This window comes from Microbacterium sp. Ag1, assembly GCF_001005635.1.
Classification (GTDB): Bacteria; Actinomycetota; Actinomycetes; order Actinomycetales; family Microbacteriaceae; genus Microbacterium; species Microbacterium oxydans.
Window position 1 is genome coordinate 192,288 of sequence record NZ_LBCR01000030.1, and the last position, 19,948, is coordinate 212,235.

Genomic DNA, 19,948 nt, shown 5'->3' on the forward strand with positions numbered 1-19,948 from the left:
AGGCGGGCCTCTTCGCGTCTATATTGAGGTCTGTGGACACCACTGCTCCTGCGCGCCCTTCCGGCCTTTCCGAAACCGAGGTCGCGGAGCGGGTGGCTGCGGGCAAGACGAACGCGTTCGTCGCGGACACCAGTCGCAGCGCGTGGAGCATCGTGCGCGCGAACGTCTTCACCCTCTTCAACGGCATCGTGTTCGCCTGCTTCTTCGTGCTGTTCCTGGTCGGAAGGTGGCAGGACGCTCTCTTCGGTCTCGCGGCCTTCGCGAACGCGATCATCGGATGCATCCAGGAGTTCCGCGCGAAGTCGGCTCTGGATCGGCTCGCCCTGATGAACGCTCCGCGCGCACTGGTGCTGCGCGACGGCGACGAGCGGGAGATCGCACCGGGAGAGGTGGTGCTCGACGACGTGCTCGTGCTCAGAGCGGGCGAGCAGGTCCCGGCTGACGCGCGGGTCCTCACCTCGCGCGGCCTGCAGATCGACGAGTCGATGCTCACCGGCGAATCGGACCCCGTGGAGAAGCAGCCCGGCGACGATGCGCTGTCCGGCGCCGTGGTCGTCGCCGGGGAGGGGACGGCCATCGCCACGCGGGTGGGCGCTGACTCGTATGCGAATCACTTCGCCGGAGAGGCCAAGAGATTCTCCCTGGTCTCCAGCGAGCTTCGCACGTCGGTCAACCGGGTCTTGAAATGGGTGAGTTGGATCATCGGCCCTGTCGGCCTGCTGGTACTGAACGCCCAGATCCTCGTCCTCGGTGGGTATTCAAGGGTGTTCTCGACCGATGCCTGGGTGCAGGCCGTCGTCAACACGATCGCCTCCCTGACGGCGATGATCCCGCTCGGCCTCGTGCTCATGACGAGCATCGCCTTCGCTGTCGGCGCGTCGAGACTGGCTCGCAGGCAGGTGCTCGTGAACGAGCTGCCGGCGGTGGAGGGTCTCGCGCGCGTGGATGTCGTCTGCCTCGACAAGACGGGCACGCTCACCGTGGGGGAGATCGGCTTCGACGCGGTGCATTCTCTCGACGATGCCGCGACGGAGCTGACCGACGACGCGGCGGCTGCCTTGGCCTGGTATGCGGCGTCTCCCGACGCCAACGCGACAGCGCGGTCGATGCGAGCGGCCTATCCGGTCGCGTCACCGCTCTCGGTCTCGGGATACATTCCGTTCTCGTCCGCGCGGAAGTGGAGCGCCGTGTCGTTCGACGGCGTCTCCGGCACATGGGTGATGGGTGCGCCGGAGATGGTGTTCGGCGACGAGGCCACGTCACCGCGCACGGAGCTCGGGCGCACGGTGACCGGCCTCGCGGAGACAGGGCGGCGCACGCTGGTGCTCGGGCATGCGGACTCTGGGCTCTCGTCGGCCGACATCGACTCCGAGCAGCTCCCCGGCGGACTCCGGCCCGCCATGGTGCTCACCTTCCGGGAACAGGTTCGCCCCGACGCCGCACAGACCCTCGAGTACTTCGGACGCCAACAGGTCGGCATCCGCATCATCTCGGGCGACAATCCCCGCACCGTCGCCGCCATCGCCCGCGAAGTCGGTCTCGACGTGGCCGACGGGTTCGACGCCAGGGAACTGCCCGACGACGACGCGGAGCTCGCCGATGTGCTCGACCGGCATACGGTCTTCGGCCGTGTCACACCGGAACAGAAGAAGCGGATGGTCGTCGCGCTGCAGAGCCATGGACACACCGTTGCGATGACCGGCGACGGCGTCAACGATGCTCTCGCGATCAAAGCCGCCGACATCGGAATCGCGATGAACTCGGGGTCAGCTGCCACGAAGGCCGTGGCGAGACTGGTGCTGCTCGACGGGCAGTTCTCGCACCTGCCGGATGTCGTCGCCGAAGGACGTCAGGTCATCGCGAACATCGAGCGCGTGTCGATGCTTTTCCTGAACAAGACCGTCTACGCGACGCTGCTCGCGATCATCTTCGGAGTGTTCGTCCTCGAGTTCCCATTCCTGCCGCGCCAGCTCTCCATCACCGATGGCCTCACGATCGGCATTCCCGCGTTCTTCCTCGCGCTCATGCCGAACGCTGCCCGCTACCAGCCGGGCTTCCTCCGCCGTTCGCTGAGCTTCGCGATACCCTCAGGCGTCGTCGTCGCGCTGGGACTGACCTGGTACACGTTCGTCGCCCGCGGGCTCGGGGCGCACGAGGAGCAGTTGCGCACCGGAGCCACTGTGATCCTGGCCGTCGTCGGCATCTGGGTGCTGGCCGTTCTCTCCCGTCCGCTCAACCGCTTCAAGGTGGCTGTCGTGGGTGCGATGTTCGTCCTGCTCGTCGCGGTCTTCACGATCCCGCTCGCCCGCCAGTTCTTCGTGCTCGTCGATCCCGGCGCGGAGCTCGCGGTCGCGCTCACCGGGATCACGATCGCGATGGTGTTGGCGATCGAGGTGGTCCGGTTGCTGCATCGTCGTCTCGTGCTGTCCCCGGCGTCGAACCCCACCCACGGTGCGGCGACGCATGCACCCACGCCGTCCGATCCCGTTCCTTCCGGCGTCGCGACCGTGATCACGACGGTGGTCGCCGTCCTCGCCTACGGCTCCGGGTTACTGGCGACGGCCCTCGGCATCCTCGTGTTCCTGGGGCGCTACGACCCGGATGCGAGCACCTCCGCCTTCTCGCTCACCGGAGCCGCGATTGCGCTGTTCGGCTTGCTCATCCTGGCCGTCGCCGCCGGCGTCCGCCGAGGAAGCGGGCTCTCCCGCCTCATGCTCACGATCTTCCTCGGCCTCGCCGTCGCACTCAGCACCGTGGTGCTCGTTCGGGGAGACCGCTGGGACTGGGGTGCCGCGCTCACTGCAGTGGTCGCTACCGGCATCATCGTGCTCCTGTGGACGCCGCCCGTCTCGCGGACGTTCGGCCGTGTTCTCGAGAGCTCGATGGGGTCGCCGGGTCGCTGAAGCGTCTTCAGCGCGGCCATTCGATGAGGATGAGTCCCTGCCGAGTGTCGGCGAGCCGAACCCAACCGTCCCCGAACAGGTACGTCATCCCGTAGCCGTCCTCGTCGGTACCCATCGCGTATTGCGCATCCTCTGTGAAGTAGACGCCGTCAGGGCCGTCCTCTCGCTTCCACCCCTCGGCGAGCAGAGCGGCCTGCGCCGTCGCGGCGTCCGCACCGTCGATCGCCGACCAGCCGTAGAGCTGTCCGTGATCCGAACCGACGGAGTAGTCGGCCCAGAAGCAGAGCAGTCCTTCGGTCAGCTCGACGCCGCCGGCGACGAACTCCTTCGTCTCGGCGGTCCAACCGGCATCAGCGAGCGCGGTGACGGTGCCATCGGAGATCATCGACTCGCACGTGAGTTCTTCCTCGGCGGCCGGCGATGTCGGCGAGGAGGGCGGGACGGGAGACTGCGACGGGCGCGTGTCGCCGGCGTCGGGCGTCGAGGAGGGGCCTGGCTCGGGGGCCGCGCACGCGGAGAGCGCTGCGACGAGCAGCAGGACGCCCGCGGCGGCGGACATGATGCGGGGATTCATCGCGAGGCCTCGTCGTTCCGGTCGGGGCTGCAGCAGGCCGATCAGCTCTGCGTCAAGCTCAGGAACTCCTCGTGCAGAGTCCCGTTGGTTGCGAGTGTCGAGCGCGCGCTGATCGTCTCCGCGCCGTCGATCGCCGTCATCCGGCCGCCGGCCTCTCGGACGATGGGGACGGCAGCAGCGATGTCGTACTCTTTGACGCCGAACTCGGCCACCATGTCGATGCGGCCCTCCGCAAGGAGCATGTACGAGTACACGTCACCGTACGCTCTGTCCCTCCAGACCCGTGCGGCGACCGCGAGGAGCGTGTCGAGGCGCCCGGCATCCGACCACTGCGCGATGCTCTGGAAGCTCACACTCGCGTCGTCGAGGGAGGAGACCGAGGACGCCTGGATCCGGCGCGGTCCGTTCTCGCCGTCCGTCCAGGCGCCACCACCGGTCGACGCCCACCAGCGTCGACCGAGCGCCGGCATGCTGACCACACCGACCTGGGGCACGCCGTCCACCGCGAGGGCGATCATCGTTCCCCACAGCGGGACCCCGCGGAGGAAGTTGGCGGTTCCGTCGATCGGGTCGATGATCCACTGGCGCTGAGTGCTGCCCTGGGCGCCGAACTCCTCGCCGAAGATGCCGTCCTCGGGCCGCTCCTGCTCGAGGATGCTGCGGATCGCGCGCTCCGTGGCGAGGTCGGCATCCGTCACATGCGAGTTGTCGGCCTTGGTCGAGATCTCGAGATCCGATGCGTCGAAACGCGGGAGGGACTGGGCGTCCGCGGCGTCAGCCAGGCGGAGCGCGAGTTCGAGGTCGTGACGCAGGGCATCGGCGTGGGGAGAGGTGTTCACGGTCTAAGAATAGTCGTCGACTCCGCGGCGCCCGAGGGCCGAAAGACCATGTCTGCGGTCTCTCATCGTCGCGGCGCGCCCGGGTGCCGACGCCGATTTCACATGGACCCGGTCGGCTGGTAATGTAATTCCTCGGTCGGGGTTATCCCGGGCCACGCACCTCTAGCTCAATCGGCAGAGCAACTGACTCTTAATCAGTGGGTTCTGGGTTCAAGTCCCAGGGGGTGCACGGAACAGCCTCAGTAGATCTCGCCATCTACCGAGGCTTTTCTGCTTCCTGAGCACCTTCCCACACCTCGTCGAGCACGACTCCGATCGCCTCCTGCTCCGAGAGTTCGAGAATCGCGTAATAGATCGCGCACCCCGTCGTCTCTCATATGGGGACACATGCCTTGCGCCTCCGTACTGCCGTTCCACAGCGTCAGCACCGAGCCGCGGGCTTCATCAAGAACTGGGGAAGATCTTGTACGAAAGAAATGGCGGCGCCGTCGTGCGCCGAAAGACAACCGCGATGATCGCTGCGGCCGCCGCGGCGCTCACCGCCGTGATCACTCTCGCCGGCGCCGGGAGCGCTTCGGCAGCGGAGTACGACTATCCCGCGGCCATCGATCCTGCGTCGATCTCCGTGACGACCGTCAACGGCGGCGGAGGCGTCTCGCAGTGGGATCAGGTGCGTGTCGATGCCGACTGGGCGGTGCCGGATGGAGCGACAGGAGGCCAGACGTTCGGGTTCACACTCCCGAAGGAGTTCGCCCGCGCGGGGACCTCCTTCTCCGTGCCATCGGCTGAGGACCCGAGCGTGGCGATCGCCCAGTGCACGGTGAGCACGGATGCGGCTCCCGTCGTGACCTGCACCCTCACCGACTACGTGAACGGCCGAACCGGCGTCACGGGTTCGCTGTGGTTCGTCGCCTCTGCGGATGAGCAGACGACGCAGTCGACCGTCGAGTTCACCGTCGACGGCACGATCACACCGGTCGAGCTCCCCGGCGGGGGGATCGGACCCTCCGCACCGCTGCCCACCGAACCGCAGAAGGGGTCCTGGCAGACGGACGACGGCAGGATCGCGTGGGAACTGGCCCTCCCGGGAGCGAGCTTCACCGGAGCGGAGTCGATCGTGATCGATGACACCCTCGTCGGCGCCGGTGACGGGCTCGCCGAGCACCACAACGAGGACGGCCAGCTCGCTGTGCGCAGCGCCACCATGCAGGATCAGGACGCGCAGACGATCACGGACTGGACGGGGTCGTGGAACGCTGAGGGCACGGCATTCCACCTCGAGATCCCCGGTCCGATCGACCCGACCCGGATCTACTTCGTCAAGTACTTCACCGTGCCGAGCACCCATGTGGACGGGGCGACCTTCGCCAACACCGCCGATGTGAACGGGATCAAGCTCGAGGACAAGGAAGTGTGGAACGTCACGGGCGGGGGAACCGGCGACGGCGACGCCACCGGGGCATTCACCGTGACCAAGGCGATGTCCGGATCCGGCGCGCCGACTGTGCCCGCCGACTCCGTGTACACGGTGCGATACAGCTACGGCGATCCGGTCGTCGAGCGGACGGTCGCCGTCACCGCCGGTGCCACCTCGCCGCTGATCACGCTGCCCGCCGGCACCGTGGTCACCCTCGTCGAGCTCACCCCGCCCGCGATCGAAGGCATCGACTGGGGAACACCCGCGTTCTCGGGCACAGGTGTGCAGGTACGTCCCGACGGTGGAGCGCAGATCACGGTCGGCGCCGGTGCGACTCTCTCGGTGACCCTCACCAACACCGCGACCGCGACGCCGCCGGTCATTCCGCCGACGACACCGCCGACGACACCGCCGCCCGTGGTCTCTCCGCCGAAGGAGCTGCCCCTCACGGGCGGATCGTCGCTGGCGACCACGGGCGCCGATGCCCCCGGTGGGCTGCTGTGGGCCGGAGGATCGGCGCTCCTGCTCGGAATCGCCCTCACCCTGCTCGGAGCCGTTCGTGCTCGGAAGCGGGCAGCACACAGCTGATCGTCGAGAGAGCCGGGTCGTGGAGCATGCGCTTCGCGACCCGGCTCTCAGGGCGAACCGCAGCGTGTCCGGATGCGGGCCCGGCCCCTGCGTGAGGTGAGGGGGGCGGAACTCACGCGACGGAGATCACGCGATAGAGGTCACGCGACGGAGATCACTGTTCCCCGGGTCAGGGCGGCGAGCTGGTCGAAGGTCAAGGGCATGACCGTGTGGGGATGGCCTGCCGCCGCCCACAGCTCGTCGTGGGCCCGCAACGCCTCATCGATGTAGGTGCGAAGCGGTGTCGGGTGACCGATGGGTGCGACGCCGCCGATGACCTGGCCGGTGGCCGAGCGGACCAGGGCGGGCGGAGCCATCGTCACCTCCTCCGCGTCGATGCTCGCCTTCAGCGCGTCGAGGTCCACCCGGTGCCCGCCGCTGGTCATGACCAGCAGCGGCACATCGTCCGCGACGAAGACCAGGCTGTTGGCGATCGCCGCGATCTCGCAGCCGATCGCGGCGGCTGCTTCGGCTGCGGTTCGTGCAGACTCGGGGAGCACCCGGATCCGGACATCGACGCCTGCCTCCAGGAGCTGCCGGTGCACCTGCCTGCTGCGTTCGGGGAGTGCGGGGGTCTCGGTCATCGATCCACGATATCCAACGCTCGTGCCCTGGCGTCGGAGCGGTCTTCGGTGACCACTCCGACGCCAGGAGTCCGGATCAGCCGGCGTCTCCCACCAGGATGGCCGCCGCATCCTCCGTCACCGTGTCGTCGGGCTCGTCGTCGATGTGGGCGAGTACCCGCCGACCCAGGAAGACGGTGAGCGCGGCTAGCAGGACGGAGGCCGCGGCGAACAGATAGGGAACCGTTGCGTTGAACGCGTGCCACAGGAGGGCGGCGATCGGGGGAGCCATGGCGCCTCCGAGGAACCGGACGGCGGAGTACGCCGACGAAGCGACGGAGCGCGGCAGATCGGTCGCCTCCATCACCGCTTCGGTGAGCACGGTGTTCATCACGCCGAGCAGAAGCCCGCCCACCACGATGCAGGTGACCAGCGCCGCGGCATTCTCCACCACGAGCCCGGCAGCGATCAGATCGACCGCCAACAGGGGGAGGACGACCAGGATGATGCGCGTCCTGGGCATGCGGCGCATGAGGAGAGGTGCGACCCAGACGCTGGTGACCGCGAGTGCGACTCCCCAACCGAAGAAGGTGAAGCCGATGCCCATCGCGCCGAAGCCCAGCGGGAACGGGGAGAAGGCGAGGAGGACGAAGAAGCCGATGTTGTAGAGCAGGGCCGTGACCGCGAGCAGCGCGAGTGCCGGGCGGCGCAAGGCGCTGAACGGTGCGGAGAATTTGACGGGCTCGCGCTTCTCGCCCGGGCCGCGCAGCAGGACCAGCACGGCGACGAAGGCGATCGCCATCAGCGCGACCACTCCGAAGAACGGTCCACGCCAGCTCTGCTCGCCGAGGAGGCCACCGAGGAGCGGACCGACGGCGATGCCCAGGCCGAGGGCGGCCTCATAGAGGACGATGGCCGCGCTGCTGCCGCCTGACGCGGCACCGACGATCGTGGCGAGGGCCGTCGAGATGAAGAGCGCGTTACCCAGGCCCCACCCAGCACGGAAGCCGATGACGGCGTCGACGCTGCCGCTCAGTGCGCAGAGCAGTGCGAACACCACGATCAGCGCGAGTCCGATGAGCAGCGTCGCCTTGGCCCCGATGCGGCTGGAGATCCAGCTGGTCACGAGCATCGCGAGACCGGTCACGAGGAGATAGCTGGTGAAGAGCAGCTCGGTCTCGACGGGAGAGGCCTGCAGCGATTCGGCGATCGCGGGCAGGATCGGGTCGACGAGTCCGATGCCCATGAAGGCGACGACGCACGCGAATGCGACGGCCCAGACCTGGGCCGGTTGTTTCCACACCGATGGGGTGGCGGCGGTGTTCACCGAGGTTCTCCTGTTCGATCAGTGGCGGTATGCGCGGCGAGGATCTCCGCCGCACGTGTGAGGGCGGCCCACTCCTCGTCGTCCAGAGCGGCGAAGCGTGGAGCGAGAGTGTCGCGGAACTCGGCTCGCCAGGCGGCGAGCGCCGAGGTCCCCTGCGCGGTGATGTCGACGACGGTCGCGCGGGAATCGTCCGGGTCGGGGGAGCGGAGGATGAGTCCTTCTCGCTCCAGGCCGCCGAGGAGACGCGTCATTCCGGGTTGGGTCGTCCGTGCGGCGGCAGCCAGTTCGCCGACGCGCCGGGAGCCTGCCTGCTCGAGCAGGCTCAGCACACGCCACTGCGCCGCTGGCGCGTCGTTTCCGGCGTCCTGCGCGGCGATACGGCCGAGCGCGTACGCCGAGAGCACCAGGGAGGGGATGACGTCCGTGCGATTCATACCAACAAGTATATACCCACTGGTATGAATAATGGTCAGCGTCGGGCGGTGGCGATGCGCGCGGAGAGTTGATGTGCGTGTGCCAGGAGGGTGCGGCCGAGCTCGGCCATCCGGTCAGGGCCGAAGCGGAACTCCACACCGGTGAGGCTCAATGCCCATTCGGGGCGCCCCGAGCGATCGAACACGGCGGCGCCGAGTCCCCAGCTGCCTTCGACGATCAATCCGGGGTTCACCGCGTATCCCCGTTCCTTGGTCTCCGCGAGGCGCGCGCGAAGGGGGCGCATGCCGTGGGCCCGTCCCCACGAGCTCTCGAGGTCCGGGTGACGCTCGAGGTAGGCATCCACATCGTGGTCCGGAAGGAAGGCGAGAATAGCGAGGCCGGCGCTCGCGACGCCCAAAGGGAACCGGACGCCCTCGCTCAGCACGAAGGAACGGATGGGGAACGAGCCTTCCTCGCGGAGGAGGCAGACCGTCTCGTCCGCTCGACGTACGGAGAGGAACGCGCTCTCCTCGGTCTTGACGGCGAGTGAGCGGACCACGTCGCGGGCGAGAGCAGTCACGTCGTACCGAGCGGCCGCGACGGATCCCATCAGGAAGAGCTCAGGACCGGGCATCCACCGGGTGCTCTCGCCATCACGGTCGACCAGGCCCTCGGCGCGGAGAGCACTCAGCAGGCGGTGCGCTGTGGAGCGCGAGAGGTCTGCGCTGCGCGCCAGCTCCTGCAGCGAGGCGCCCTCGGCGCCGGCAGCCGTCACCAGACGCAGCAGGCGTGCGGCTCTGGCGATGGCCTGAGCGCCGGGCACGGCTGCAAGAGGTTCCATGATGTGGACGCTACCTCTAGGTTCTGCCACATCACAAGATCCTGCTTCTCCGGGCAGGTGCTCTGGACGGATGCTGGGGAGAGCACGGGATCGAAGGAGCCGACGTGATCGACAAGCACTGGGAGTCTGCCGAGGCAGCTGTCGCCGACATCAGGGATGGGGCGTCGCTGGCGGTCGGCGGCTTCGGTCTCTCCGGTAACCCGATCGCACTCATCGAGGCGCTCCTCGCACAGGGCACCACGGGCCTGAGCGTCGTGAGCAACAACTGCGGGGTCGACGACTGGGGTCTGGGTGTGCTGTTGGGCGCGCGGCGGATCCGCAAGATGACCTCGTCTTATGTGGGCGAGAACAAGGAGTTCGAGCGTCAGTTCTTGAGCGGGGAACTCGAGCTCGAGCTCACACCGCAGGGAACCCTCGCCGAGAAGCTCCGCGCCGGCGGGTCGGGGATCGCCGCGTTCTACACCCAGACCGGGGTCGGCACACAGGTGGCAGAGGGGGGACTGCCGCGCAGGTACAACCCCGACGGCACGATCGCCGTCGCCTCGGCCCCCAAAGACGTGCGCACCTTCGAGGTCGACGGGGCCCCGCGTGAGTTCGTCCTCGAGGAGGCGATCACCACCGACTTCGCGCTCGTGCACGCCGCCCGAGGCGACCGACACGGCAACCTCGTGTTCAACAAGGCTGCGCGCAACTTCAACCCGCTCGCAGCCATGGCGGGACGGGTCTGCATCGCTCAGGTCGAACAGCTGGTGGAACCGGGGGAGCTCGACCCCGATGGCATCCACCTTCCCGGCGTCTTCGTGCACCGCGTCGTCGAGGTCGGCACCGACATCCCCAAGCGCATCGAACGGCGCACCGTCGCCGTGGAAGGAGCCTGACATGGCACTGACCCGCGAGCAGATGGCCGCCCGCGCTGCGGCCGAGCTGCAGGACGGCGCCTACGTGAACCTCGGCATCGGTCTCCCCACTCTGGTGCCCAATCACGTGCCGCCCGGTGTCACCGTGGTCCTGCAGTCGGAGAACGGCATCCTCGGCGTCGGCCCCTATCCGCGGGAGGACGCGGTCGATCCCGACCTGATCAATGCGGGAAAGGAGACGGTGACCGCTCTCCCCGGGGCGGCTTTCTTCGACTCGGCGACCAGTTTCGGCATGATCCGAGGCGGAAAGATCGATGCCGCGATCCTCGGGGCGATGCAGGTCTCGTCAGCGGGAGACCTCGCGAACTGGATGATCCCCGGCAAGATGGTCAAGGGCCCTGGCGGTGCCATGGATCTGGTCCACGGCGCCGGCCGGGTCATCGTGCTCATGGAGCATGTCGCGAAAGACGGCTCCGCGAAGATCGTCGAGGAGTGCTCCCTGCCGTTGACGGGTCGAGGTGTCGTCGACCGGATCATCACCGACCTCGCCGTGATCGACGTGACATCGGAGGGACTCGTGCTCGTCGAGACCGCGCCGGACGTCACGGTCGATGACGTCGTCGCCGCGACGGAGCCACCCCTCATCGTCTCCCGCGCACTGCACAACGGAAGGACCACGCACCATGACTGAGAACGACGTCGTCATCGTCGCAGCTGCTCGCACCCCACAGGGACGCCTCAAGGGGCAGCTCTCCGCGTTCACAGCGCCTCAGCTCGGATCACTGGCGATCCGCGGCGCGCTCGAACAGGCCACGATCGATCCCGACGATGTCGACGCCGTCATCGTCGGTCAGGTGCTCGCGGCCGGGTCGGGACAGAACGCGGCGCGGCAGGCGGCGATCGGCGCGGGCATCGGATGGGACGTGCCGGCGCACTCGGTGAACAAGGTCTGTCTGTCGGGGCTGACGGCGATCATCGACGCCGCACGCATGATCCGCACGGGTGATGCCGAAGTGGTCGTCGCCGCGGGCATGGAGTCCATGACGCGCGCCCCGCACCTGCTGATGGGTTCCCGCGACGGCTGGACATACGGAAGCGTCGAGGTGCTCGACCACATGGCCTACGACGGGCTCACCGACGCGTACGACCAGGAGAGCATGGGAGCATCGACGGAACGGCACAACGCGCGTTTCGGACTCACCAGGGCGGCGCAGGACCAGGTCGCGGCTCTCTCCCACCAGCGCGCGACGGCAGCGCAGGAGTCGGGGGTGTTCGACGCGGAGATCGTCGCCGTGGACGTTCCTCAACGACGGGGTGAGCCCGTGCGCGTGACGAAGGACGAGGGCGTACGACCCGACACGACCGTGCAGACGCTTTCGGGACTCAGGGCGGCGTTCGCGGAGGGCGGCTCGATCACCGCCGGTAACTCATCGCCGATCTCCGACGGTGCCTCCGCGGTCGTCCTGACGACCCGCGGCGTCGCGACGGCGAAGAACTGGCCCGTGCTGGCGACCGTCGGTGCGAGCGGGCAGACGGCAGGACCGGACAACTCGCTCCAGGCGCAACCGGCGCGGGCGATCGAGCGTGCGTGCGCCAAACAGGGCATCTCGCCGTCCGATCTCGATCTGGTCGAGATCAACGAGGCCTTCGGCGCCGTCGTCGCACGTTCTCAGGACGAGCTGGGCATCGACGAGAGCATCGTGAACATCCATGGTGGTGGCATCGCGATCGGTCACCCCATCGGAGCCTCAGGCAACAGGCTCGTCGTGCACCTCGCGCACGAGCTGGCACGTCGGGGCGCGGGGACCGCGGCGGTCGGACTGTGCGGCGGCGGCGGTCAGGGAGAGGCGCTCATCCTCACCCGATGACGACGGTCCCGGCCAGCGGCCGATCAGGGACGTGAGTCTTTAGCGTGGTCCTGCGTGTCGGCGAGGGCCTTCTGCGAGCGGAACTGCAGTCGCTGGGCCTTCTTCGCCTTCTTGACCGACTGCGGGGAGTCGGCGTCCACCAGCACACCGCGACGTTCGCGGTTCATGTCGATCACGGCGCCGACGGCGAGGGCCATCGTGATGCCCCAGCTCACCCAGGACAGCACGGCACGCCAGGTGACGGGCTGCTCGCGGGTGCCGCGCAGCAGGGAGACTCCGGCGGAGATCGCAGCGACAAGTCCGGTGCTGAAGAGGTAGCGCATTCCCCCACGCTACCTTCCCGCACCCGTGGTCGCATGGAGCCTTGACAAGCCCCCGGTGGATCCGGCAGGGCACGAGCTGACGGACGGCACTCGGGCGCACCCGCTATCATGGCCTGGTCGCGGCTCGCCCGCGGCCGCACAACCGTGTATCTACCGGCCGTCGGCATTCCGGCGGACAGCGGCGGCACCCGACATCGCGTCTTCGACGCGCGAGAGCCATGACACGCGCAACAGCATCGCAGCACATCGCCGAGCCGACCCTTCTCCGTCTCGCCGGCCTTCCCTACTTCCTCATCGCCTTCATCGCCCGGCTGCCGTTCGCGATGATGGTCGTCGGCGTGCTGACGGTCGTCGTCTCCGCGCGGGGCTCCCTCTCGCTCGGAGGTCTCACCTCTGCGGCCGTGGGTCTCGGCACCGCATGCTTCGGGCCTCTGCTCGGGGCAGCAGCCGATCGCTTCGGGCAGCGGGTCGTGCTGATGGTGCTCGCTGTCGCGAACGCGGCCATGCTTCTGCTGTTCACCGTGGTCGTCTACGGAACGGCGCCGGACGGATTCGTTCTGCTCGCCGCCGTCGGCATCGGGGCGAGCGCCCCGCAGGTCGCTCCGCTGTCGCGCTCGCGGCTCGTCACGATCATCAGTGAACGGATGGCGGAGTCCCGCCGTGCGAAGACGGTATCGGGCACGATGGCGTACGAGTCGGCGGCGGACGAGACGGTGTTCGTGTTCGGGCCGTTCCTGGTCGGGATCCTGGCGTCGGCGATCGCGCCGTGGGCTCCGCTGGTCGGTGCGGCCGTCCTCACCGTGGTCTTCGTGGGTGCCTTCGCACTGCATCCCAGCGGTCGACACGTCTCGCAGGATCGCGACGCCGACGGGAAGGCGCCTTCGGCCGTCTCCGAGCTGTTCCGGCCCCAGCTGCTGATCGTGGTGGTCGGCATCCTCGGCGTCGGCATCTTCTTCGGCACGATGCTCACCTCGCTGACGTCGTTCATGGCCGACCGAGGGGCGCCGGAGCAGGCCGGCCTCCTCTACGGGGTCATGGGCGTGGGGTCCGCCATCCTCGCACTCGGTGTCGCCTGGCTTCCCCCGCGATTCTCGATGCGCGCGCGGTGGCTCGTGTTCTCCGGGATCCTGCTGGCGGGCACGCTGCTGCTCGGATTCGTCGACACCCTCGGCACCATGATGCTGGCGCTCGCGATCATGGGCATCGGCATCGGTCCCACTCTCGTCACGCAGTACAGCTTCGGTGCGGCCCGCAGTCCCCGGGGACGCTCCGCCACCGTCATGACGATGCTCGGCTCCGGCGTCGTCGTCGGGCAGTCCATCGGAGCCGCCTTCGCGGGTGAGATCGCCGAGAACGTCGGCACGCCCGCTGCGCTGTTGCTGCCGATGATCGCGGCACTGATCGCCTTCATCGCGGGTGTGGCGAACTGGTTCCTCAGCGGTAGAGGGGACGCGAGGCCCGCGTCAACCCCTGACGCGCGATCCGCGGAGATCGATGTTCCTCGATAGCCTGGAGGAAACCCCGGGAGGAGCCCTCGTGGCCGCAGCAGATTTCGTCGTCGTCGCCAACCGCCTGCCCGTCGATCGGGTGGTGGGTCCCGGAGGTGAGGAAACCTGGCGCACGTCTCCCGGTGGTCTCGTCGCCGCGCTCGAGCCGATGATGCGCAGTGTGCACGGGGCCTGGGTGGGCTGGCCCGGCCAGGCCGACGTCGAGCTGGAGCCGTTCGCGGCCGACGGCATCGACCTGATACCGGTGACGCTCAGCGCTCAGGAGGTCGCCGAGTACTACGAAGGCTTCGCGAACGACACCATCTGGCCGCTCTATCACGATGTGATCGCGCCGCCGCAGTACCACCGGGAATGGTGGGAGGCATACGTGACGGTGAACCGCCGCTTCGCCGAGGCTGCTGCCGCCGCGGTCGCGAAGGACGGCACCGTGTGGGTGCACGACTACCAGCTCCAGCTCGTGCCGCAGATGGTGCGGGAACTGCGGCCCGACGTCACCATCGGCTACTTCCACCACATCCCGTTCCCCGCTCACGGTCTGTACGCGCAGCTGCCCTGGCGAGACCAGGTGCTGCGCGGACTCCTCGGCGCCGACGTCATCGGCTTCCAGCGCGCGCAGGACGCCACGTACTTCCTGACCGCCGTACGCCGCCGCTTGCGCTACGAGGTCAAGGGCTCGCACGTCTCGGTGCCGGAGGGCGAGCAGACCAGGACGGCGGTGGCGAGAGCCTTCCCGATCTCCATCGACACCGAGCCCTACCTCGAGCTCGCGGCCAGGGAGGACATCCAGGCCAGAGCCGCCGAGATCAGAGCCAGCCTCGGCAACCCCAAGCGCATCCTGCTCGGCGTCGACAGACTCGACTACACGAAGGGCATCCGGCACCGCATCAAGGCCTATGGCGAACTGCTCGAGGACGGGCGACTGAACGTCGAGGACGTGACACTGGTGCAGGTCGCGAGTCCCAGCCGCGAGCGGGTCGATGCCTACGTGCACCTGCGGGACGAGATCGAGCTCGCCGTGAGCCGCATCAACGGCGACAACGACACCATGGGGCACTCCGCCATCCGGTACCTGCACCAGGGGTATCCGCGCGAGGAGATGGTCGCGCTCTACCTGGCGGCGGATGTCATGCTCGTGACCGCGCTCCGCGACGGTATGAACCTCGTGGCCAAGGAGTACGTCGCCACCAGGGCCGACAATCGCGGCGTACTCGTGCTGAGCGAGTTCACGGGAGCGGCGGACGAGCTGCGCCAGGCCGTGCGCGTCAACCCGCACGACATCGAAGGTCTCAAGGACGCGATCATGACCGCCGTGGACATGCCGGCGGGCGAGCAGTCGCGTCGCATGCGCTCGCTCCGGCGCCGGGTGCTCGACAACGACGTGACCGCGTGGTCGTCGTCGTTCCTCGCCGCGTTGGCCGAGGTGCGCGGTCGCTGAGCCCGCGCACGGCCCGCGATACTGGGAGAGCCCCCTTCGATTGGAGAATCCGTGACGCGCCCTTGGACCCCTGGAACAGCCGATGACGACCTGAGCGCTCTGGCCGGCACTGCACGGCTTGTGGTCGCGCTCGACTTCGACGGCACGGCATCGCCGCTGGTCCCGGATCCGATGGCAGCCAGAGCCCTTCCCGAAGTCGCCGTCCAGGTCGACCGCCTCGCCGCTCTTCCGGACACCGTCGTCGCCTACGTCTCCGGACGCAGCATGCACGACCTCCGTGTCATCACGGAGCACACCGACGACTCCGCGATCGCCTTGGCCGGATCGCACGGCGCCCAGTACTGGTTCCCGGGGGAGGGCGACGCTGATGCTCCCGGCGAACCGACGGACGATGGTGCTCGTGAGGAGCTGTGGGCGGCGGCGAAGCCGATCATCGACCGATATGAAGGCGCCGAGTTCGAGCCCAAGACCTTCGGCATGGGCGTGCACACCCGTCGTGCCGACCGCGAGACCGAGGAGCGCGTCTTCGCCGAGATCGATGCCCTCGTCGCGGAGCGGTTCCCGCACTGGAGACGGCGTTCGGGCCACAGGGTGCTCGAGTTCTCGTCGCGAACGGAGGGCAAGGACGCGGCGATGGCCGCTCTCCGCGAGAGGTTCGACGCCACCGGGATCCTCTTCGCCGGCGACGATGTGACGGACGAGGATGCGATGCGTGTGCTGCAGCCCGGTGATCTCGGCGTCCGGGTCGGACCGGGGGAGAGCGCCGCGACCCTTCGTGTGGACTCTCCACAACAGATCGCCGAGCTTCTGGAGGCGTTGGCGGACGAACGTGCCTCTCGGCGGCAATAGACTTCCGTCATGTCCTCGCATGATCCCTCCAGCAGCGCGCCCATCGACATCAAGCCCCGCAGCCGCGTCGTCACCGACGGCATCGAGGCCACGACCTCCCGCGGTATGCTCCGTGCCGTCGGCATGGGCGACGCCGACTGGGACAAGCCGCAGATCGGCATCGCGTCCAGCTGGAACGAGATCACTCCCTGCAACCTGAGCCTCGACCGTCTTGCTCAGGGGGCGAAGGAGGGCGTGCACTCCGGCGGCGGGTACCCGCTGCAGTTCGGAACCATCTCCGTCTCGGACGGCATCTCGATGGGCCACGAGGGGATGCACTTCTCACTCGTCTCCCGCGAGGTCATCGCCGACTCGGTCGAGACCGTGATGATGGCCGAGCGCCTGGACGGCTCCGTCCTGCTCGCCGGCTGCGACAAGTCGATCCCCGGCATGCTCATGGCCAGCGCCCGCCTCGACCTGTCGAGCGTCTTCCTCTACGCCGGGTCGATCGCGCCGGGCTGGGTCAAGCTCTCCGACGGCACCGAGAAGGACGTCACGATCATCGACTCGTTCGAGGCGGTCGGCGCCTGCCGTGCCGGCCTGATGAGCGAGGAAGACCTCAAGCGCATCGAGTGCGCCATCGCTCCCGGTGAGGGAGCGTGCGGCGGCATGTACACCGCCAACACCATGGCCTCCGTCGCCGAGGCACTCGGGCTCAGCCTGCCGGGCTCCGCCGCGCCGCCCGCTGCCGACCGCCGTCGCGACTACTTCGCGCATCGGTCGGGCGAGGCCGTCGTCAACCTGCTCCGTCAGGGCATCACGACGCGCGACATCCTCACCAAGGAGGCGTTCGAGAACGCGATCGCCCTCGCGATGGCCCTCGGCGGCTCGACCAACGTCGTCCTCCACCTCCTCGCCATCGCGCGAGAGGCCGAGGTCGAGCTGAGTCTTCACGACTTCAATCGCATCGGCGACAAGGTCCCGCACGTGGCCGACATGAAGCCGTTCGGCAAGTACGTCATGAACGACGTCGACCGCCACGGCGGCATCCCCGTGATCATGAAGGCCATGCTCGACGAGGGCCTCCTGCACGGCGACGCGCTCACGGTCACCGGCAAGACACTCGCCGAGAACCTCGCGGACCTCGACCCGCAGCCGATCGACGGCGAGGTCATCCACACGTTCGACAACCCGATCCACGCCACGGGCGGGCTCACGATCCTGCACGGCTCGCTCGCCCCGGAGGGTGCCGTCGTCAAGACGGCGGGTTTCGACGCGGCGGTGTTCGAGGGACCGGCCCGCGTGTTCGAGCGCGAGCGCGCGGCCATGGATGCCGTGGCCGAGGGCGAGATCGAACCCGGCACGGTGATCGTGATCCGCTACGAGGGACCCAAGGGTGGACCGGGCATGCGGGAGATGCTCGCGATCACCGCGGCCATCAAGGGCGCTGGACTCGGAAAAGATGTACTACTCTTGACGGACGGACGATTCTCAGGCGGCACAACCGGCCTGTGCATCGGCCACATAGCACCCGAAGCGGTGGACGCAGGTCCTATCGCCTTCGTGCGCGATGGTGATCTGATACGGGTCGATATCGCAGCTCGCTCTCTCGATCTACTCGTCGACGAGGCAGAGCTCGCCTCCCGCCGCTCTGGCTGGGAGCCGCTTCCCCCGCGCTACACCCGAGGCGTTCTTGCCAAGTACTCGCGCCTCGTGCGGTCCGCCGCCGAGGGAGCGACCACCGGCTGATCCATCGACAGGCTCAGGAACCCAGCCGATCGGACATCCGGCGTCCTCCACAGATCATCAGAAGGAAAGTCATGACTGCTGATTCCGCCCCGGCCGTGCCGAGGCCGCCCGCCCGTCAACCTGCCGCACCGGAGATCACGGGCGCTGAGGCCGTGGTCCGCTCGCTCGAGCTGCTCGGTGTCACCGACGTGTTCGGGCTTCCTGGCGGGGCTATCCTCCCCGTCTACGACCCGCTGATGGACGCTTCCGAGCTCCGTCACATCCTGGTTCGTCACGAGCAGGGAGCCGGGCACGCGGCCGAGGGGTACGCGTCCGCATCCGGCAAGGTGGGCGTGTGCATCGCGACCTCCGGTCCCGGCGCGACCAACCTCGTGACCGCGATCGCCGACGCCTACATGGATTCGGTGCCGATGCTCGCGATCACCGGTCAGGTGTTCTCGACCCTCATGGGGACGGATGCGTTCCAGGAGGCCGACATCGTGGGCATCACGATGCCGATCACCAAGCACTCATACCTCGTGAAGGACGCGGCGGACATCCCGGGCGCGATCGCTGCGGCGTACGAGATCGCCGGCACCGGGCGCCCCGGTCCGGTGCTGGTCGACATCACCAAGGACGCGCAGCAGGCGACCGCGCCCTTCGTGTGGCCGCCCAAGATCGACCTGCCCGGCTACCGTCCTGTGACCAAGGCGCACGGGAAGCAGATCCAGGCCGCGGCGGCCCTTCTCGCCGAAGCCAAGAAGCCGGTGCTGTACGTGGGTGGCGGCGTGATCCGCGGCAAGGCGTCCGCAGAACTCCTCGAACTCGCCGAGTCCACCGGCGCCCCGGTCGTCACGACGCTGATGGCCCGTGGTGCTTTCCCGGACTCGCACCCGCAGCACCTCGGCATGCCCGGCATGCACGGCACGGTTCCCGCTGTGCTCGCTCTGCAGGAGGCCGATCTCCTCGTCTCGCTCGGTGCGCGGTTCGACGACCGTGTCACGGGTAAGGCGGCGCTGTTCGCACCCAACGCGAAGGTCGTCCACGTCGACATCGACCCGGCGGAGATCTCCAAGATCCGCACGGCCGACGTGCCGATCGTCGGCGATGTGCGCGACGTGCTCACCGACCTCGACGCGGCGTTCCGTGGCGCGACGGCCGACACGAAGCCCGACATCGAGGAGTGGTGGTCGTACCTCGACGGTCTGCGTACCGAGTTCCCGCTGGGATTCGCGCCCACGACCGACGGTCTGCTCGCTCCTCAGCACGTGATCCAGCGCATCGGCGAGCTCACCGGGCCGGAGGGCATCTTCGCCTCCGGAGTCGGCCAGCACCAGATGTGGGCTGCGCAGTTCATCAAATACGAGCGTCCGAACGCCTGGCTGAACTCCGGCGGTGCCGGAACGATGGGCTACTCGGTGCCGGCGGCCATGGGCGCCAAGGTCGCCGAGCCCGATCGTCCGGTCTGGGCGATCGACGGCGACGGCTGCTTCCAGATGACCAATCAGGAGCTCGCGACCTGCACGATCAACAACATCCCGATCAAGGTCGCGATCATCAACAATTCCTCGCTGGGCATGGTGCGCCAGTGGCAGACGCTGTTCTACGACGGACGTCACTCGAACACCGATCTCAACACCGGTCACGGAACGATCCGCATCCCCGACTTCGTGAAGCTCGCCGAAGCCTACGGCTGCCTCGCGATCCGCGTGGAGAAGGAGGAAGAGGTCGACGCCGCCATCAAGCTCGCACTCGAGACGAACGATCGGCCTGTGGTGATCGACTTCGTGGTGAGTGCCGATTCCATGGTGTGGCCGATGGTGCCGCAGGGAGTCAGCAACAGCTACGTCCAGTACGCCCGCGAGCACGCGCCCGCATTCGACGAGGAGGACTGAT

General features: G+C 68.2%; 17 protein-coding genes and 1 tRNA gene. 11 read left to right on the plus strand and 7 right to left on the minus strand.

The genetic code is table 11. The features are described from left to right. The first annotated feature begins 23 nt into the window (after positions 1 to 23). Positions 24 to 2,903 (plus strand): HAD-IC family P-type ATPase, encoded by a 2,880-nt coding sequence (locus tag AAY78_RS11245; protein ID WP_378801362.1) that lies wholly within the window; start codon positions 24 to 26, stop codon positions 2,901 to 2,903. A gap of 7 nt (positions 2,904 to 2,910) precedes the next feature. Here the strand turns inward: AAY78_RS11245 and AAY78_RS11250 are convergent, their stop codons facing one another. Together AAY78_RS11250 and hisN are read right to left on the minus strand one after the other, a co-directional pair. Then, entirely contained in the window at positions 2,911 to 3,477 is a 567-nt protein-coding gene (locus tag AAY78_RS11250; protein ID WP_046748385.1) for a hypothetical protein, read from the minus strand. 41 nt (positions 3,478 to 3,518) lie between these two features. Continuing rightward, entirely contained in the window at positions 3,519 to 4,316 is a 798-nt protein-coding gene (hisN, locus tag AAY78_RS11255; protein ID WP_046748386.1) for a histidinol-phosphatase, read from the minus strand. Positions 4,317 to 4,472: 156 nt separating this feature from the next. On the opposite strand from hisN, the gene AAY78_RS11260 reads away from it, so the two are divergent. Both AAY78_RS11260 and AAY78_RS11265 read left to right on the plus strand, forming a co-directional pair. Next, positions 4,473 to 4,545 (plus strand) — tRNA-Lys (locus AAY78_RS11260). A 282-nt stretch (positions 4,546 to 4,827) separates the two neighbouring features. Beyond that, positions 4,828 to 6,321, plus strand: coding sequence for an Ig-like domain-containing protein (locus tag AAY78_RS11265; RefSeq protein WP_046748387.1), 1,494 nt, complete (start codon positions 4,828 to 4,830; stop codon positions 6,319 to 6,321). A gap of 140 nt (positions 6,322 to 6,461) precedes the next feature. Here AAY78_RS11265 and AAY78_RS11270 read toward each other — a convergent pair whose 3' ends face one another. From AAY78_RS11270 to AAY78_RS11285, 4 genes are all read right to left on the minus strand, one after another. Then, positions 6,462 to 6,944 carry a YbaK/EbsC family protein gene (locus tag AAY78_RS11270; RefSeq protein ID WP_046748388.1) on the minus strand — a complete coding sequence of 161 codons (483 nt, stop codon included), beginning with the start codon at positions 6,942 to 6,944 and terminating at the stop codon, positions 6,462 to 6,464. A gap of 76 nt (positions 6,945 to 7,020) precedes the next feature. Beyond that, on the minus strand, positions 7,021 to 8,250 hold the full coding sequence (locus AAY78_RS11275; protein WP_046748389.1) for an MFS transporter: 1,230 nt from the start codon (positions 8,248 to 8,250) through the stop codon (positions 7,021 to 7,023). Then, on the minus strand, positions 8,247 to 8,684 hold the full coding sequence (locus tag AAY78_RS11280; RefSeq protein WP_046748390.1) for a MarR family winged helix-turn-helix transcriptional regulator: 438 nt from the start codon (positions 8,682 to 8,684) through the stop codon (positions 8,247 to 8,249). The genes AAY78_RS11275 and AAY78_RS11280 overlap by 4 nt, the downstream gene beginning before the upstream one ends. A 35-nt stretch (positions 8,685 to 8,719) precedes the next feature. After that, complete coding sequence (locus AAY78_RS11285) at positions 8,720 to 9,505, minus strand: IclR family transcriptional regulator (protein WP_046748391.1); 786 nt, start codon at positions 9,503 to 9,505, stop codon at positions 8,720 to 8,722. 104 nt (positions 9,506 to 9,609) lie between these two features. Between AAY78_RS11285 and AAY78_RS11290 the strand changes: the two genes are divergently transcribed. The 3 genes from AAY78_RS11290 to AAY78_RS11300 are packed head-to-tail and all read left to right on the plus strand — an operon-like array spanning position 9,610 to position 12,230. After that, on the plus strand, positions 9,610 to 10,383 hold the full coding sequence (locus tag AAY78_RS11290; protein WP_046748392.1) for a CoA transferase subunit A: 774 nt from the start codon (positions 9,610 to 9,612) through the stop codon (positions 10,381 to 10,383). A gap of 1 nt (position 10,384) precedes the next feature. Next, on the plus strand, positions 10,385 to 11,053 hold the full coding sequence (locus tag AAY78_RS11295) for a CoA transferase subunit B (protein WP_174799781.1): 669 nt from the start codon (positions 10,385 to 10,387) through the stop codon (positions 11,051 to 11,053). Further along, on the plus strand, positions 11,046 to 12,230 hold the full coding sequence (locus AAY78_RS11300) for an acetyl-CoA C-acetyltransferase (RefSeq protein ID WP_046748393.1): 1,185 nt from the start codon (positions 11,046 to 11,048) through the stop codon (positions 12,228 to 12,230). The genes AAY78_RS11295 and AAY78_RS11300 overlap by 8 nt, the downstream gene beginning before the upstream one ends. Positions 12,231 to 12,253: 23 nt before the next feature. Here AAY78_RS11300 and AAY78_RS11305 read toward each other — a convergent pair whose 3' ends face one another. Further along, on the minus strand, positions 12,254 to 12,553 hold the full coding sequence (locus AAY78_RS11305; protein WP_046748394.1) for a hypothetical protein: 300 nt from the start codon (positions 12,551 to 12,553) through the stop codon (positions 12,254 to 12,256). Positions 12,554 to 12,771: 218 nt separating this feature from the next. Here AAY78_RS11305 and AAY78_RS11310 point away from each other — a divergent pair, with 218 nt between their 5' ends. The 5 genes from AAY78_RS11310 (at position 12,772) to AAY78_RS11330 (ending at position 19,947) form a co-directional block, all read left to right on the plus strand. Further along, positions 12,772 to 14,061, plus strand: coding sequence for an MFS transporter (locus AAY78_RS11310; protein ID WP_046748395.1), 1,290 nt, complete (start codon positions 12,772 to 12,774; stop codon positions 14,059 to 14,061). 28 nt (positions 14,062 to 14,089) lie between these two features. Then, positions 14,090 to 15,496 carry an alpha,alpha-trehalose-phosphate synthase (UDP-forming) gene (locus tag AAY78_RS11315; RefSeq protein WP_127012261.1) on the plus strand — a complete coding sequence of 469 codons (1,407 nt, stop codon included), beginning with the start codon at positions 14,090 to 14,092 and terminating at the stop codon, positions 15,494 to 15,496. A gap of 51 nt (positions 15,497 to 15,547) precedes the next feature. After that, positions 15,548 to 16,345, plus strand: a complete 798-nt coding sequence (gene otsB / locus AAY78_RS11320; RefSeq protein ID WP_046748397.1) for a trehalose-phosphatase — start codon at positions 15,548 to 15,550, stop codon at positions 16,343 to 16,345. A gap of 9 nt (positions 16,346 to 16,354) precedes the next feature. Beyond that, positions 16,355 to 18,073 carry a dihydroxy-acid dehydratase gene (gene ilvD / locus AAY78_RS11325; protein WP_046748398.1) on the plus strand — a complete coding sequence of 573 codons (1,719 nt, stop codon included), beginning with the start codon at positions 16,355 to 16,357 and terminating at the stop codon, positions 18,071 to 18,073. Between the two features lie 71 nt (positions 18,074 to 18,144). Beyond that, positions 18,145 to 19,947 (plus strand): acetolactate synthase large subunit, encoded by a 1,803-nt coding sequence (locus AAY78_RS11330; RefSeq protein WP_046748399.1) that lies wholly within the window; start codon positions 18,145 to 18,147, stop codon positions 19,945 to 19,947. The last annotated feature ends 1 nt before the right edge of the window (position 19,948 follow it).

What these genes read in the sequence shown, in the direction of transcription:
- AAY78_RS11250 (WP_046748385.1), bottom strand. Translation starts at nt 3,477, where the DNA reads ATGAATCCCCGCATCATGTCCGCCGCCGCGGGCGTCCTGCTGCTCGTC.
- AAY78_RS11265 (WP_046748387.1), top strand. Translation starts at nt 4,828, where the DNA reads ATGATCGCTGCGGCCGCCGCGGCGCTCACCGCCGTGATCACTCTCGCC.
- AAY78_RS11270 (WP_046748388.1), bottom strand. Translation starts at nt 6,944, where the DNA reads ATGACCGAGACCCCCGCACTCCCCGAACGCAGCAGGCAGGTGCACCGG.
- AAY78_RS11280 (WP_046748390.1), bottom strand. Translation starts at nt 8,684, where the DNA reads ATGAATCGCACGGACGTCATCCCCTCCCTGGTGCTCTCGGCGTACGCG.
- AAY78_RS11285 (WP_046748391.1), bottom strand. Translation starts at nt 9,505, where the DNA reads ATGGAACCTCTTGCAGCCGTGCCCGGCGCTCAGGCCATCGCCAGAGCC.
- AAY78_RS11295 (WP_174799781.1), top strand. Translation starts at nt 10,385, where the DNA reads ATGGCACTGACCCGCGAGCAGATGGCCGCCCGCGCTGCGGCCGAGCTG.
- AAY78_RS11300 (WP_046748393.1), top strand. Translation starts at nt 11,046, where the DNA reads ATGACTGAGAACGACGTCGTCATCGTCGCAGCTGCTCGCACCCCACAG.
- AAY78_RS11305 (WP_046748394.1), bottom strand. Translation starts at nt 12,553, where the DNA reads ATGCGCTACCTCTTCAGCACCGGACTTGTCGCTGCGATCTCCGCCGGA.
- AAY78_RS11310 (WP_046748395.1), top strand. Translation starts at nt 12,772, where the DNA reads ATGACACGCGCAACAGCATCGCAGCACATCGCCGAGCCGACCCTTCTC.
- ilvD (WP_046748398.1), top strand. Translation starts at nt 16,355, where the DNA reads ATGTCCTCGCATGATCCCTCCAGCAGCGCGCCCATCGACATCAAGCCC.
- AAY78_RS11330 (WP_046748399.1), top strand. Translation starts at nt 18,145, where the DNA reads ATGACTGCTGATTCCGCCCCGGCCGTGCCGAGGCCGCCCGCCCGTCAA.